The sequence below is a fragment of the Mongoliitalea sp. genome (assembly GCF_054166905.1).
Genome location: NZ_JBSZCK010000027.1, coordinates 47765 through 63040 on the forward strand (window position 1 = coordinate 47765; position 15276 = coordinate 63040).

Consider the following 15276-nt stretch of genomic DNA (forward strand, 5'->3'; position numbering starts at 1 on the left):
TGCCCCAAAAGTGCGCCTTAATAAGGATTTGGCAAATTTTGATTTTCCTAAGTGCACTGCAGCGGGGTGCTTAAGGTACAGATTTGGTGCGCTTAGGAAAATCCGATTTTCTGCATTAGCCGCTTCCCCCTTCCTTTGTGTCACTATCCAAGGCGAATACACACATTCATGTTGAAAAGAAGCTCTAAAAAATTCATCATCTCCACCGATACCCCCAACAACAAAGGGTTTAAGGTGCGTACCTCCGGGATTGATCTCTCGCAGTACCCCGACAATCCCCTGCTGCTGTGGATGCATCAGCGCCCGAGTGCCGACAACGGTTACAAGGCCCTGCCGATCGGTATAGGCGAAGAAGTAGAGCTGTCAGAAGATGGCAAGCTATACGGACGTCCCTGCTTTGACCCCAGCGATCCATTCGCAATGCAGATATATGAGAAGGTCGAAAACGGCACACTCCGTATGGCCTCTGCCGGGCTTCTTCCCCTTAGCTGGGAACTCGATGATACGGGTGATCTATGGCTCGAAACCTCCCGTCTTATCGAATGGAGCATCGCAGACATAGGCAGCAATCCCGATGCACTGGCCGTGAAGCTCTACGACAGCAACGAGCAACTGATCAACCTGAGTGATGAGTACATCGCCAGTATACTACCTACACCAAAACCAACAGATGATATGAAGCTTATTCAATTGTCAGCGGATGCGGTCCTTCCGGTGATCGGATTGGCCGCAGATGCCACGCCTGACCAAGTGCAGGCCAAAATCAAAGAAGTGGTGGCACTCGCTTCCACACAAAAGATACAGATCGAGACGCTCACCGCAGAGAAGACCACTGCTGATGAGCAAATCGTCACCCTGAGCAATGAGGTCAAGACCTTGAAAGAAACCGCTGCCCAGGAAAAAGTATCTACCATGGTAGAGCTGGCCGTATCCGAGCGCAAGATTACCGAGGATCAGAAGCCTTTCTACATCAAGCTGGCCACAGCAGACTTTGACAGTGCCAAGGCTCTCTTGGACTCCATGCCTGCCAATCCATCGGTGAAAAGTGCCGTGGACAAAGCCAAAGAAAACGAAGGCGCCGAGTATGTGAAGCTCAGCTGGGATGAGATGGACCGTAAAGGTATGCTCTCCCATGTGAAGGCCAATCACCCGGATATCTTCAAGGCCAAGTTTAAGGAGAAGTACAAAAAGGAGTATCCAAACTAGGTTTCGGCTTCGCTCAACCAACAGGTTTCGGCTAAGCCAAAAGTAAATCAACACATCAACCAAACCAACTATTACTTATGAAATGGACTAAGTTCCTTTACAGTGCCTTGATGGCCTTCATGATCGGTACTGCCGCCCAGGCATACCTTGGCCTCAATGCTTACGCCGTGGCAGGCTCATTGCTTGCTGCCGGTGCCATCGTGCCGATGGTGACCCAATACAGTGCCGATGCCAACGTCCTCCGAGGAGATATCATCGTCGAGATCTGGCAAAACCACATCGAGGGGGAAATCTTCAAAGACAATGGCTTCCTACGCAAATCCAAGAATGCCGATCAGTACATCACTGGTACACGAGTGGTCCACATCCCACAATCAGGCGGTAGTGGCAACGTGGTAAAAAACCGTGCCTTTGGTGCAGCACCTGTCAGACAGCGTATCGATACTGACATCGTGTATCTAATCGATGAGTGGACGACTGATCCCGTGACGATCAGACACCGTGATGAGGTCGAATTGAGCTATGACAAGCGAAATGATGTCTTGGGTGAAGACCGTGATGCCTTGGTACAGGCAGTAGCCGAGGAGTGTCTGTGGTACTGGACCAACTCTCCAGTGTACAAAAACTACGGTGCAACCACATTGCCGGCAGGCCACAAGTTTACTACCTCTGGAGATGCGCAGCCGGCTACGATCGGCGGAGCTACAGGCTTGAGGAAGAAGGCCACTAGAGGCGATTTGCAGAAATTGCAGATTTACTTCCGTTCAATCGACAGATGGTTTGATGGCAAGATGCATATCCTGCTTCCTCCGTCCATGCTTTTGGATATGTATCCTGCGGATAGCATCATCACCGTGACCTTGATGGCATCTGTCACAGAGGAAGAGCGCAGAATGGGTATCCTGATGAAAGACCAGGGCTTTAATATCTACTCCCGTAGCTCCGTGATGCGAACTGATGCGGCTGGTGAATTATTAGCACCGGGTGAAGTGTCGGATACAGATACTTGCGAGGCTGCGCTTGCTTGGTATGAGCAGGCGGTAGAGTTTGCCTTTGGTAAGGTAGAGGCCTTTGAGTCGCTCAAAAATCCTCAGTGGTATGGAGATATTACCTCATTCCTTGTAAGATCCGGTGGACGTGCCATCAGAGAAGACTATAAGGGTATCGCCATCCTGTATCAGGCCACTACTGTGTAAATCTGTTGTGGAGATGCTCAGAACATTGCTCATATCCATCACAGGCCTTTGGACATCACTGTCCAAGGCCTGGACTGAGCAACTGCACCATATGGGCTATTGTGATATGGATGCATTTGTCAGAAGTCTTGCACCCAGTCTCAAATATCCCGGTATGACCATCACCACATTCATTGCCTCCGTCTTTACCGTGCCATTGATCAAGATATTCGGATTGAATGATCTGGCATTTCTAGGACTCCTGATCACCTTCGCTCTCGAACTGCTTACCGGACGATGGGCCGCCAAAGCCCGAAACGAGGAAATCGTCAGTAGCAAGGGCATACGGTTCAGTTTCAAAGTAGCCTTTTACCTAGCGATCATCTTCATGAGTTATCAGCTGGCCCAAAGTTACAAGGAGCTGGATAATAGTCTGGGGCAATTTCTCTTTGACTATGCCCATCTCTTCTTTGTGGCCGAGATCACATACGAGAACTGGATCAGCATCAAGGAGAACATCGGAGATGTAAGGGACTCAGATTGGCTGGAAAGATTCAAGCAAAAATTAAAGGAAAAGCTGTGAGATTAATCGATAATATATTTATCCACTGCACAGCAGGATTTGGTGATTTAGCCGCTATCAGAAGATGGTGGAGATCACTAGGATGGAGAGTAGACGGATATCACTATTTTATCTATGAAGATGGAACAGTAGTCCAGCTGCAGCCACTCTCTATGGTGACCAATGGTGTCAGAAACTTCAATTCAAGCGCTATACATATCGCTTACCAAGGCGGGGTAGACCGAAGAAATGTCAACAAAGCGGTAGATACCAGGACAGAGGCACAGAAGGCCTCTATTCTTACAGTCATACGTCAAGTCTTGGGAGAATTGAAGCATACACAGGACATCAGCGGTATCAAGATACTTGGACACAGGGATATCAGTCCTGACAAAAACCTCAACGGTATCGTAGACCCTTGGGAGCGAATCAAGGAATGCCCTAGTTTCGATGCCATTCCGGAATACAGTTGGATAACTTTATCTGCCGCCTAAATGAAAAATCTAATCTTCCTGCTGTTGACATCCTTACTGTGGTCCTGTGGCAATAAATCCGCCAAGGTCACGGCACGACATGCTGTATCAGTCCAGGAAAACTATGAGCAAGCTGGGCGAGGTGTGAAACTCTCTGTCTCCCATCAATACGGTGCTGCTCTCTCAGGACTGGTACCGCTGCCCTTTCCACACATCTACAGTCCGCTGACTGTGCCCATACAAAGTGACGGAATAGACCTTACCCTCACCATTGACTCCACAGGCATCCGCTATGAGGCCAAAGCACACCCGGTGTCCAGGACTCAGACTGTCGAGATCCGGGAGCAGCAACATCAAGCAAGGATCCAGACCGAAAGCCAATCAACTGTGTCCGAGTCGGTCAAGACCAAACGGGGATTTCCCTGGTACTGGGTTCTGATCGGGATCGTACTGGTAGTCGCAGTGGTGGTATGGAAGGTCTTTAAAACCAATTTCAAACTATTCTAACATGACGTTAAACACCCGGGAAGAAAAGATTAAGATAATCTTTGCCCAATATCCAAACCAAAAGGAAATCTACATGACATCGGATGACAGGGCTTTTTTTGAAGCCACCAAAGCCGATGCCTATGCGCAGAATCTCCAGGACAAGAAAGTGAGCCACATCACACGCAAGCTGTGGGATGTATTTGCCAAAGCCAAAGGGATTGATCAATCCACCGAGGAAGGTACACAAGAGCCAACCGTTGAAACTGAAACTACCGAGGAAGGTACACAAGAGCCAACCGTTGAAACTGAAACTACCGAGGAAGGTACACAAGAGCCAACCGTTGAAACTGAATCCACCGAGGAAGTTTTGGAAGACACCACAGACGAAGAGGTAGTACCTGCCCCTCTAGACAGAGCCTTATTGGCTGCTAGGTACGAGCAACTGCTCGGAAAGAAACCGACCAACTTTATGAAAACCGAAACCATCGCTGCGAAAATCGCCGAGGCTGAGGCTTCCATCACCAAAGACACCAATTAAACATCCATACTATGCCAGTATATTCTTATGGACTCAAGTCCGTCAAATACGCTCCCATCGACCCGGAAACCAAAGTACCGGGGGCATTTGTGACCGTGGGCAAAATCTACCGTGATACGGGAGAATTCCAGCAGGAAGATGCCGCTGTCACCGATCACTTGGAAGAGCTATCAGATTACCCGGTAGTGACTACCAACCGCAAGGGATTGTCCAGCGTGCGAATGCGCCTCATGGATACTTCCGCTGCCAACAAAGTCATCTGGCTTGGCGGTACCATCACCACCGTAGCCGATCAGCCCGATCAGTGGAACGAACCCAACCAACACCCCAACATCGAGTACGCCTTTGAATTTGAATTCGAAGACGGCAGTATCAAGGGGATCAACCGTGGTAAGGTCATGGCCAAGGACATGCCAGATCCTAAGCGCTCGGGCTTCCATGTGATCGATGTGATGATCAAGGTCCTACAGCCTGAGGCTGCCAACCTACCGATCACGTACTCCAAAGATCCAGTATAATGGAAAATCCGGCAGTAGAATCCCATGCCGCCGATCTATTGCTCAAAAAAGGGGTGCGGCTCAAAATCCGCGCTCCCTTTTTTTTGAGATGGATAGGCATCAAGACACTCAGCCTGACGGTCACTTCCCCTTACGAAGGTACACTGGCCCGAGTGGCCCGATACTACTTGAGTACAGGACTCAGGATGGAGGAGCTCGAAGGCATCAGTCATGAGCAAGCCCTCCAACTCTATCTCACTCATGGTAAGACCATCACCAAGGCCGTGGCCTGTGCTTGGCTCAATGGATACTGGGCAGGTAAACTCTTGACCAAACCCCTCGCCTGGTACATCCGATGGCATGCACAGCCTAGGGAAATCCTCACCATCATGATGCTGATATGTCTCTATGGAGGCGTGTCGGATTTTATGAATATTACCAGATCGGTACGGATGATGAAGATTACGACTCCGAAACACGAACTGGGTCAGGAGATGAAGGGGAGTTAATAGCCGTAGGGCTCAATAGCCCCTTTGGGCTGCATGGACAACTGGCCAAGGAATTTGGCCTGAGTATGCGGCAGATACTCTGGGAAATCCCCCGTGTCCAACTGCTGCTCATGCTCTCAGACCGTCCAGGTACCAGACGGGTAAAAACCAAAAAAGGTACCAGTGAAAAACTCAACGAACTATTTTAAAGCCCCATGGATAATTTTGAGCCTATAGACGTAGAATTTTTGATCAACTCCGAGGAGGTGCAGCGAGATGCTGCCCGTGTCCGTCAGGAGATCGAAGGGGTAGGGATCACTGCCGAAAAGGCCGAGAAAACCGTCAAAGAAACCGTTCGTAGGGTCGCAACCGAACAGGATCAGATACTTTCCAAGCTTCGAGGTACTACCCGTACCACCTTGAGAGATGCCATGGAGGCTTTTCAAGAGATGGAGCCTTCTGTGAGGGTCAGCATCTCACAGTTTGTGCGATTTGAAGCACAGCTACAGCGACTCAGAGCCACAGAAAAAGAACTGACCAACGATCTACGCAGAGGCACCATCACCCAAGGGCAGTACAACAAAGCCATGGAGGGCATCCGTGCCGAATCCCAACGGACTACTCAGTCCATGAGAGAGCTGGCCAAGGAGATCAGAAACTCAGGCAAGGAACTGGAGGCCCAAGAGGTGAATTTCAATCGCATGGACAAAGGCGTGAGCAGGGTCAATCGTAACCTGATGGCCTTTACCTATTCGAGTGCCCAGGGCTTTAGTGGATTGCTGAATAATCTCCCAAATCTGGTCGATGAGGTAATCCGCTTAGATGGAGCCACCAAAGAGCTTAACGCCCAAGGCCAAAAGACCCCCGGCGTGATGAAGCAGATCATCAGCTCGGTATTTTCCTGGCATACCCTGATCATGGCAGGGATATCGTTGATTATTGCTTATAGAAAAGAGATTTGGGAGTGGGTGCAGGGATTGTTTGGTGTAAAATCTGCCGTAGATGACCTAAAAAAGTCTCAAGAGGTATTAAATAGTGCATTTCAATCATCTGAAATAAAATCAGCAGTCAAGGATGTCTTTACACTTGAGGAAAGCATCAAATTGGCAAAAGATGGAATGATTGACGCTAAAATAGTCGTGGACCAATATAATGAAACAATTGGTAAAGCGGCAAAAGCGGCTAAAAATTTGGCAGACGTAGAACAAGGAATGATTGATAATTCTGAAAACTACATCAAGGCAACACTAGCCAAAGCAGCCGCAGATGCAACAGCGGAAAAAGTTGCAACTAAGCTTCTTGAGCAAGCCGAAAAAAGAAATGAGCTTGAACAAAAACTTAATGATGCTAAAGACAATCTCAACAAAGAAATTCAAAAAGGCAATATTGTCCTTAACAATAGAGGCGTAACCAATGTAGATGCTGCCAAAGCCAATGTTGGTAGAATTTTAGGATTAATTCGAGAATTTAACCAAGATGCAGACAAAGAGATTGGAGAATATAGAAAGATTTTTGAAAAATTCAGCCAAGAATATGCAGGCTTTGATTTAAATCTAAATGGCACAAGTGAAGGAAGTAAAACTGATTTAGGTAAAGTATTATCCGAGCGCAGGACACTATTAGACAAGATAGCTGCTTTGGATGCGGAGTATATGCGTAAAAGCTTCACCAAGGATGAGGAGGAGCTGCAGGCGCTGCGAGATAAGTTTGGCAAAGTGCGAGAGCTGGTAGAGCGCTTCAATGCCGATCCTAAGAATAAAGCCAACAGGATCGATATCACCGGACTAGCCGAGACCGAAGAGCGGGCAGTGGGTGATTTGACTTACAGACAGGAGACGGAGAGGCTAAAAGTCAGTCTGGAAGAGCAAAAGAAACTGTACCAGGAATACGATCGTGTGGTGGCTGATTTTGGTATTCAAGAGGCTGAGCGAAGGTTTGAGGGCCAGTTGGAAATCGGGCGTAAATATGTGGACCTCTTGAGAGAGGAGCATGATAAGCTAGCCTCTATCCCCACAGAGCAATTGAGCGGCCCACAAAGCGAGCGGTTAGTATTACTGCAGCAGCAGTTGCGCAAGGAGGAGGAGTTGCAGCGAAAGCAGATGGATGCGCTATTAAAATCACTGCAAGGATACGATGCAGAACGTCAGTTAATGATTGAAAAGCATCTTTTGACAATTGAAGAGCTTCGAAAAGGAGGCCACGAAACCCAAATAGCTGAGGAGACCCAACGCCATCAGGAGGAAATCAACGCTCTTGACATTGCCCAGATTAAGAAAATGGAAATATTCCAGGACTTCTTTAATCGGGTAGATATCATGTCTACCAAAAATGCCAAGAAACTGATTGACGATATCCGAAAGACGATAATTGGACTTAGGGAGCAGTATCCAAACCTTGCCAAATTCTTTGATGAGTTAGACGCTCAATTGATCAAAACAGAAAATAAGGTAGCTGATAGACTTCCTCAGGATGTGATGCAGCTAGCTCAGGGATTTCGACAAATGGCTCAGGAGGTATCTGGAGCCAATGAAGGACTTGGCAGAATGCTTGGCTTATTGAGTGATAACCTTGCCAGGGTATCAGAAATACAGCGTGGTATGGCTGCGTTTTCATCTGCAAGACAAACAGGCGATGGATTTGGAGCTGTAGTGGCTGGAGCTGGGGTAGCCGGTGCAGTGATCGGAGGTATCATTCAACTCAATTCATTGATTATCCAAGCCAACCAACGCCAGGCGGATATGCTCAAAAAGCAATTGGATTTTCAAAGGCAGCTGTTTTTCGGTGAATTGGAAATCAACAGACTGGTGAGGGAAAGAAGTTTGGAACAGTCCAAAATAGAAGGCAACACCCTTGCTAGCCTCATTGCCCAGCGTGAAGCGCTACAAAAGAATTATGCTCAAATCAGGGAAGACATCGAAGGGATTGAGAGCATCTTTGGCCGAAACATCAACAGGCTGGATCTGGAGCAACTTAGCCTCTATGATATCAGGACCAAGCAGTTCAAATCCGAGTTTGAAAAGAAAATGGCAGAGCTTGGCCAGTCGCTATTTGTTGAGGGCACGAAGACAGTGAGGGGTGGGTTTCTTGGATTAGGCCGAAAAGAAGTCGAAGTCTTTGGCTCATTGGCGGGCAAGTCATTTGAAGATATTGAGAAGTTGTTTGCCAAGGGCCAGTTGACAGCTGAGGCGGAAAAGCTATTTATTGAGCTTCGCAATCTTAAAAATGAGGGTATCGAAGTAGAAAAAGCCCTTCGTGACATCGAAAATCAGATGAAGAGCATTCTTACAGGTGGTGCTACCGCATCATCGATTGCAGATAGCATCATTCAGGGATTTAGAGAAGGCCGTAGAGCAGTTGAGGATTTCGCTGGTGATGTTGAGGAGCTTTTGAGGAGGGCTATTCTCAGTGGATTTAAGTATCGGTTTTTGGAAGCGCCACTTAATGAATTGCTCGATCAGCTATACAAGGATGCTCAATCGGATGAAGGATTGAGTCCGGAGGAAATCGAGCGATTTACTCAGGCCTATAATAACATCACACAGTCTGCCTTGGATGCATTGAAGGAATTGGAAGCTGCTACCGGCACATCACTATCAAATCCACTTTCAACTGGAAATCGCCAAGGTATCCAAGGCGGTATTACCCGATTGACGGAAGAGACGGGACAGGAGTTGGCGGGATTATTCAGAGGCTTCTTTGATATCACCAAGCGGACCTTTCAGCTATCGGAGCAGCGCTTTGGATTGGAGCAGCGGCACTATGAGACCAGTGTGCAGATGCTACTCACACAGGGCCGAATTGAGGCTAATACAGCTATGACGGTGGAAAAATTGGAGACTGCCGTCATAGAGCTAAAATTGATCGCAAAAAATACCAAGGGCGGTCAGAGCGCTTGGGATATGGGCTATGGATCAGGATAATTATGGGATATACACTTAACGGAACAGCACTTACTTCCTTTAGCATCAGTCCTGGACAGTCTCCGGACAGCAATCTTGCCCTGCAGGGATTTCTATCCATGCCCGAGCGCATGCACAAGACTGAGCACTCTTGGGGAGATCAGAAAGGTATCGAGCCTTATGTGTCCAGTCCAGAGCTATATTGGGGTGGTCGCAACTTGGTATTTCACGGCATTATGCGAGCCAGTAGCCGGGATGATGCGCATGATCGATTGGAAGCGCTCTATGCCTTTATCGATGATCAGGATGATCTGATGACGCTAGCATCACCTTACGGCACTTGGCAGGTATATGTCAATGGACAGATCGAGGCAGTCTATCACAGTGATGGAGTCTGCAAGCTACAAATACCCTTCCGTCAGCCTGTGGTCGATCTGACAGGCGGTAGCATTCCTAGCTCCAATGACTGGGGTCAGGTGAGCGGTATCGACGGGGTGGATTTTGAAGCCTTGGGATTTACCCTGGTGAATTTCAATCAAAACGATATCCGGGGAAATCGACTGGAAGGGCAGCTCCACCGCCCTGCTCCCAAATCAGGGGAATCCATCGGGTATCTCCACGAGCCATACCAAGTCACCAAGTCCGGAGCTAGGGAAATAGGTCTCAAGGCTGTGATCGTGAAGCCAAGCTATGCAGCTCTCCTGCAGACGGTGCAAAATCTCTACGCACTCTTTGCCCAGCCCGGGACACGAGTGCTGTACATACCAGAAGATCGGATCAGGATCGTGTATGCCCGCAAGGGATTTGAAGTGTCCAGGATACTTGGTGGGCAGCGGTGGACAGCACAGCTGGAAATCAAGCTTACCGAGGCTATGGAATATCAGGAAAATGAAACCTACCTCTTCCTAGGTGATACCCTTGGAAGATATGTGACCACTACACAAGGACAAAAAATATTAATAAAACTATGAGCGGATTTGGTATAGTAGTATTTGACCAACTCTTTGAGCCAATCAAAGCCAATCCTGTCAATTCGGACAGGCTCTTTGGCTTTGACAGCGAGGGCAATGTCAATGCAGCCTTTACGATATCCGGTCTCAGACAGGTATTGGGAGGAGGAGACTGGAATAGCTTGGCCAATCGGCCCAATACCTTTGCTCCTTCTGCCCATACCTTGGCAAGCCATAGTGATACATTTGGCCTTGGTAGCGCTCCCGATGGGGTGATCATGGCCAAGGTAGCCGGTAAGTGGCGAGGGATTACGCCTGATTTTGCCCGGATAGAGGATATTCCTGAGGTGTCATCATGGGTGCTCCAGATACAGCAGTCTGATATATCGAAGTGGAACCAGGCTCACAGCTGGGGCGATCATGCCGGATTGTACCGACCTGCCAACTGGCAACCCGGTTGGGATGACATCCAGCAAAAGCCGAGCAGCTTTACCCCTTCCTCTCATCCCTTATCCAGTCACAGCGATGCAGGCCAGTTGGCCAATGCCCAAGTTGGACAGTTGGCAAGATTTGGAGCTAATGGCTGGGAAGCCTGGACAGCGGAGTTTTACAGTCCTTCCAATCTTCCCCCTGCAGATGCAAGTGTTCCGGATTTTGTCAGGGATCTGGACCCGGTGAGATTTTCGCTCTATGATGACAAGTTGGAGGAGTTTGTGGGTTTTCCAGACGGCAGTATGCCGATGATCGTAGGCGGCAGAGCAGTGTCCAGTGGCTTGGAGGTAAGGATTAGTGTCAATCCATTTGACGAGGAGCTAGAGCCAGAGGACTTTGAGAACTGGGAGCCTGAGGTGTTAGATTTTCGGTTTACCAGAGCGGTTAGAGGAGTAGAAGCAGTGGAAGCGGATGAGTTTGTTACCAAATCGCAGCTAGACCAGGTACAGACAGATTTTAGTGAGAAAATAGAAATCACCAATCCTTCATTGATTTGGGTCTTTTCCATCACTGGTCAAAAAAAACCATCAGTTGAAACCTACAACCACTTAGGGCAGCGCATACACGGCAAAGAGCATATTGAGGATAGTCTTTATATCATTGAATTTTCCAGTCCCCAGTCCGGATTCATATCATTAAATTAAAAATCATGCTATTAGCAAACAATTTAGATTTCTCCAATAATGAGGCCCAAAACGTGGTCATACACAACGTTGCTGCCTTCCCTTCAAGTCCTCGAAACGGGATGATTGTCTACCTCACGCAGGCAGGAAGCCAGGGGCTGTATTTAAGAAAAGAAGGCAACTGGATCAACCTTGGTCAGATCGAAGCATTAGCCAACGGAGCCATACAGATCACACCAGTATCAGGTGTTCAGTTTATCTCCGTGAGGGTAGATAATGCTACACTGGAAATCAACGGAGCTGGCAATCTTGCCGTGAGGGAAAACGGTATAGGTGTACGAGAGATCAATACTGCTGCTGTAAGGCTCAATAATTTTGCTGCTCCAAATGCCAATGTGAGCATGGGCAACTTTAGGATCACTAACCTTGGCACTCCTACTGCCAACTCTGATGCGGCTACAAAGGAATATGTTGATCTTGAAATAGCTTCCAAGATTGCAGCTCTTGGGGAGTTTATGGGGGATTGGGCAGGTCCGGGCTATCCAACTGTAGGTTCGGGCCCAAGTGGTGCAATCAGGAAAGGAGACTGGTGGAGAATATCAGCTGCTTTCACTTTGGGCACAGAAGTTTTGGAAATCGGTGATGCATTATTTGCTAAAACAAATGCTCCTGGTACTACTGCTGCTAACTGGTTTGTCTTGCAGTCCAATGTTGGTGAAGCTACAGAAACTGCTTTAGGTCTAGTAAGAGTATCTGTTTCTTCTGACTTGACAGCAACCAATGGCGCCAATACTTCAAGAGTGGTTAGGATAGCTGATTTATTGGCCAGAACTGCAACCACTGCCAGAACTGGATTAGTAGCCCTGGCAACACAGGCAGAAATGAATGCCGGCACAAACTCAACAAAAGCTGTCACGCCTAACATTGTGGCTGTATATGTGAATACTCTTATCAATCAAAAAGGATTCACAGCTCAGCTAGGGAACGGTACTGTTACTTCTGTAGTAGTGACACACAACTTGAATAGTAGAAATATCCTTGTCCAAGTAGTTGAAAATACAGGAGACGAAAATTTGGTCTTAGTTCCAGTGAGAAAAAACACAATAAATCAAGTTACCATAGATTTTAGCATTGCGCCTACCCTTAATCAATATAAAGTGTTAATATATAGAGTTGACTAAAATGAAAGTAATCAATGGTCTTGTTTTTGAAAATCTTCAAACAGTCTCCCCAGGAAACGGGGAGGCTTTTCTTAAGTTATTGGCCAACGGTGAAACGGTCAGAGCTACGCTTATTTCTTGGGATGAAATAACCGACAGACAAATTTTCAACAGGACTGTTTCAGGGCTCGTTCCTTCTCCCGGAGGCTCTACAACTACACGATATTTAAGGGAAGACGGTACTTGGCAGACGCCCCCCAATACCACTTATTCTGAGATTACAGAAGCTGAATCCGATTCAGCATCATCATCTACTGCCCGATTAATTACAGGGCGTAGATTGAACTCTTGGGCTTCAAGGCAGGGCTTTCTTACTTCCCTCCCATCCCATACCCATGCTGCTTCCGATATCACTTCGGGAGTTCTTGCTACTGCAAGACTTGGATCAGGCACTGCCAATAACGGTGTATTTTTAAGAGGTGACGGCACTTGGAATGCAGTTGCTTGGGGTAATCTCACAGGTGTACCCACAACTTTTGCACCTGCTGCACACAATTTAAACTCCCATTCGGATGTTTCCATAGCATCAGTGGCTACGGGTCAATTGCTACGATGGAATGGAACAGCCTGGGCAAACTGGACTCCGAACTTTTTGACAAGCTTTACAGAAACGGATCCGACTGTTCCGACACATGTAAAAGCAATTACTGCTGCCCAGATAACCAATTGGAATGCAGCTCACGGGTGGGGGGATTTTAGAGATTTTGGTTTAGGTGTAAATACTGTATCAATTTGGTCATCTTTATCTAACGCTGAATCTTTTAATCAAGGAAATAGATTTGTGTCCGCATCTTCTGCTGCAAATACTCCTTTCACGGCAACAGGTGTTGGTATAAACTTTTCATATGGTTCATTAAGAAGTTCACAACTTTGGCTGAATAATAATGGAACTTTACAATTTAGAACAACCTCAGCTAATAGTTCTTGGGCGCCTGTTAGAACTGTTTGGGATAATATAAATTTAGACCCCTCAATATATGCAGTTTCAGGAACAGGAGGATCGCAGGTTAGAAATAACACTCAGTTAGATGATAGGTATATTCAGCGTTCAGGTGATACGTTAACAGACGATTTTGAATTTAGAGGGAATTTTAGAGGGTTAAATTTTGCCGATTTAAACAATGTTTCTACGGGAATAGTAAATCAGGGATTTAGATTATTTAGAGGGAATTTTCAAGCGAGTAATAGGCCTTCAGCATCTAATTGGGTTTCAGGTTTTGAGATGAATTCAATAATAGATTCGGGGAGAAGATTTAGCGTTCAAGTTGCTGTTCAATCTACCCTAAGTGAATCCAATTCTTTATTAGTGAGAAGTGTAATTAACAACAATAATGATTGGAGTCCTTGGAGGGTTGTTTGGCATGAAGGGAATCATTCACATCGAACAGATGCTCAAAATGATGCGAGGTATCTTCTGTTATCAGGAGGAACTATGTCAGGAAACTTAGGTTTGCACGGCACTTCATCAAACTTCTTTACAGCAGGAACAGGAGACGGTGCTACATTTTCCACATTTAACTTTGCTCTAAGAGGGTGGAATGGAATGGCCTTTCAAAATGGATCAGCATCAGGTGCCGTAACTGGTGTAATTAACTTTAGAACAGGCGTGATTAATATGCTTGGAGGCTTCCAAGTTAACGGTTCAAATGTTTGGCACGCAGGTAACCTAAACCCATCAAGCTTTGCTGCATCTTCTCATACCCACAATGCCTCAGATATTACTTCTGGTTTGATCAATACAGCTCGCTTGGGTTCGGGCACGGCAAATAGTAATGTTTTCTTACGCGGAGATGGAGTATGGGCAGCAGCTGAGGGATCGGTTCAGTTAAGAGTAGCGGGAGTGGCCGATATAGGAGCTGTATGGTATAATGGGCAAGTTCAATCTGGAGGAAGGTTTTACGGGGGAAATACAGCCCCTACCCAGACATCAAGATTGAATTATTCAGGAAATTTTGTAGCTACAAATTTACTCGTTTCAACCGGAGGAAGAGTCGGGGCAGTAGCGGATATCAGTAACGAAACTTCATTTGTGAGATTTAATTCTGATAATTTGGAACTTAACATTGGTTCAGGGTTATCTCAACAAATTCTCTTTAGAAGAGGAGGAACTACCAACATGGCAATTATGACTCACAATAATTTAACCCTTGCCGGGACATTAACTACGGGAGCAATCCGAGGAACGGCTGTCCCTTGGCGGTTAGGTGATGCCATAGGAATAGGCCTTGGATTTTTCGAGCCTACCACATTGATTGAAATAGAAGTGCTGGGAACCAGATTTGAAATACCAGCAAGGCCTAGTCAGCGTGGATAACTTAATAAAAGGTATAATTCTATAATAGAGTAATTTACAAAAAAAAATAAAATCATATGGTACACATCACATCTTATCATTCAGACAATTTCGGATTTACATTTCCGTCCGCATGCATTGAAGTCCTAGAAGTTACTTCAAGAAAAAACCAGGAATTTTACACAGGTGAAGGATCAGCAAACACTTTAGTAAGATTACGAATATGGGCTACTGAGCAAGCAAAAGAACAAGGTAGGCAACCAATCGAAGTTATTGAAAGATACGCAGATCTTGATGATGAATTGATCAATGAAATTCATCAAAATTCCTTTACCCTTCTTTTTCCGCAAGTATAAATTATCTTATAAAAG

15 protein-coding genes are annotated in these 15276 nt (G+C 46.6%); all 15 read left to right on the forward strand.

What is annotated here, in order from left to right; translation table 11 throughout:
- The first annotated feature begins 168 nt into the window (after positions 1-168).
- Entirely contained in the window at positions 169-1206 is a 1038-nt protein-coding gene (locus ACXIUD_RS09765; RefSeq protein ID WP_458052448.1) for a phage protease, read from the forward strand.
- Between the two features lie 77 nt (positions 1207-1283).
- Complete coding sequence (locus ACXIUD_RS09770; protein ID WP_458052449.1) at positions 1284-2402, forward strand: hypothetical protein; 1119 nt, start codon at positions 1284-1286, stop codon at positions 2400-2402.
- Positions 2403-2493: 91 nt separating this feature from the next.
- On the forward strand, positions 2494-2964 hold the full coding sequence (locus tag ACXIUD_RS09775) for a phage holin family protein (RefSeq protein ID WP_458052450.1): 471 nt from the start codon (positions 2494-2496) through the stop codon (positions 2962-2964).
- Positions 2961-3437 carry an N-acetylmuramoyl-L-alanine amidase gene (locus ACXIUD_RS09780; protein ID WP_458052451.1) on the forward strand — a complete coding sequence of 159 codons (477 nt, stop codon included), beginning with the start codon at positions 2961-2963 and terminating at the stop codon, positions 3435-3437. Before ACXIUD_RS09775 ends, ACXIUD_RS09780 begins: the two co-directional genes overlap by 4 nt.
- Positions 3438-3923, forward strand: a complete 486-nt coding sequence (locus ACXIUD_RS09785) for a hypothetical protein (RefSeq protein ID WP_458052452.1) — start codon at positions 3438-3440, stop codon at positions 3921-3923.
- 1 nt (position 3924) lies between these two features.
- Positions 3925-4443 carry a hypothetical protein gene (locus tag ACXIUD_RS09790; RefSeq protein ID WP_458052453.1) on the forward strand — a complete coding sequence of 173 codons (519 nt, stop codon included), beginning with the start codon at positions 3925-3927 and terminating at the stop codon, positions 4441-4443.
- A gap of 11 nt (positions 4444-4454) precedes the next feature.
- A complete protein-coding gene (locus ACXIUD_RS09795; RefSeq protein WP_458052454.1) occupies positions 4455-4961 on the forward strand; it encodes a hypothetical protein in 507 nt (168 codons plus the stop codon).
- An 83-nt stretch (positions 4962-5044) separates the two neighbouring features.
- Positions 5045-5449 (forward strand): hypothetical protein, encoded by a 405-nt coding sequence (locus ACXIUD_RS09800; protein ID WP_458052455.1) that lies wholly within the window; start codon positions 5045-5047, stop codon positions 5447-5449.
- A 65-nt stretch (positions 5450-5514) separates the two neighbouring features.
- On the forward strand, positions 5515-5637 hold the full coding sequence (locus tag ACXIUD_RS09805; RefSeq protein WP_458052456.1) for a hypothetical protein: 123 nt from the start codon (positions 5515-5517) through the stop codon (positions 5635-5637).
- Between the two features lie 6 nt (positions 5638-5643).
- The gene (locus tag ACXIUD_RS09810; RefSeq protein ID WP_458052457.1) at positions 5644-9348 is read left to right on the forward strand and encodes a hypothetical protein; all 3705 of its coding nucleotides are present in this window, start codon (positions 5644-5646) and stop codon (positions 9346-9348) included.
- Between the two features lie 2 nt (positions 9349-9350).
- Positions 9351-10298: a hypothetical protein gene (locus ACXIUD_RS09815; protein ID WP_458052458.1), complete on the forward strand. Its 948-nt coding sequence runs from the start codon at positions 9351-9353 to the stop codon at positions 10296-10298.
- A complete protein-coding gene (locus tag ACXIUD_RS09820; protein WP_458052459.1) occupies positions 10295-11413 on the forward strand; it encodes a hypothetical protein in 1119 nt (372 codons plus the stop codon). Before ACXIUD_RS09815 ends, ACXIUD_RS09820 begins: the two co-directional genes overlap by 4 nt.
- Positions 11414-11418: 5 nt before the next feature.
- Complete coding sequence (locus tag ACXIUD_RS09825; RefSeq protein WP_458052460.1) at positions 11419-12573, forward strand: hypothetical protein; 1155 nt, start codon at positions 11419-11421, stop codon at positions 12571-12573.
- A 1-nt stretch (position 12574) separates the two neighbouring features.
- Complete coding sequence (locus tag ACXIUD_RS09830; protein ID WP_458052461.1) at positions 12575-14926, forward strand: hypothetical protein; 2352 nt, start codon at positions 12575-12577, stop codon at positions 14924-14926.
- Between the two features lie 56 nt (positions 14927-14982).
- Positions 14983-15261, forward strand: a complete 279-nt coding sequence (locus ACXIUD_RS09835; RefSeq protein ID WP_458052462.1) for a hypothetical protein — start codon at positions 14983-14985, stop codon at positions 15259-15261.
- Positions 15262-15276: the final 15 nt, after the last annotated feature.

Coding starts and splice junctions, on each gene's coding strand:
- ACXIUD_RS09765 (WP_458052448.1), top strand. CDS start 169: ATGTTGAAAAGAAGCTCTAAAAAATTCATCATCTCCACCGATACCCCC.
- ACXIUD_RS09770 (WP_458052449.1), top strand. CDS start 1,284: ATGAAATGGACTAAGTTCCTTTACAGTGCCTTGATGGCCTTCATGATC.
- ACXIUD_RS09775 (WP_458052450.1), top strand. CDS start 2,494: ATGGGCTATTGTGATATGGATGCATTTGTCAGAAGTCTTGCACCCAGT.
- ACXIUD_RS09785 (WP_458052452.1), top strand. CDS start 3,438: ATGAAAAATCTAATCTTCCTGCTGTTGACATCCTTACTGTGGTCCTGT.
- ACXIUD_RS09790 (WP_458052453.1), top strand. CDS start 3,925: ATGACGTTAAACACCCGGGAAGAAAAGATTAAGATAATCTTTGCCCAA.
- ACXIUD_RS09795 (WP_458052454.1), top strand. CDS start 4,455: ATGCCAGTATATTCTTATGGACTCAAGTCCGTCAAATACGCTCCCATC.
- ACXIUD_RS09805 (WP_458052456.1), top strand. CDS start 5,515: ATGCGGCAGATACTCTGGGAAATCCCCCGTGTCCAACTGCTGCTCATG.
- ACXIUD_RS09810 (WP_458052457.1), top strand. CDS start 5,644: ATGGATAATTTTGAGCCTATAGACGTAGAATTTTTGATCAACTCCGAG.
- ACXIUD_RS09815 (WP_458052458.1), top strand. CDS start 9,351: ATGGGATATACACTTAACGGAACAGCACTTACTTCCTTTAGCATCAGT.
- ACXIUD_RS09820 (WP_458052459.1), top strand. CDS start 10,295: ATGAGCGGATTTGGTATAGTAGTATTTGACCAACTCTTTGAGCCAATC.
- ACXIUD_RS09825 (WP_458052460.1), top strand. CDS start 11,419: ATGCTATTAGCAAACAATTTAGATTTCTCCAATAATGAGGCCCAAAAC.
- ACXIUD_RS09830 (WP_458052461.1), top strand. CDS start 12,575: ATGAAAGTAATCAATGGTCTTGTTTTTGAAAATCTTCAAACAGTCTCC.
- ACXIUD_RS09835 (WP_458052462.1), top strand. CDS start 14,983: ATGGTACACATCACATCTTATCATTCAGACAATTTCGGATTTACATTT.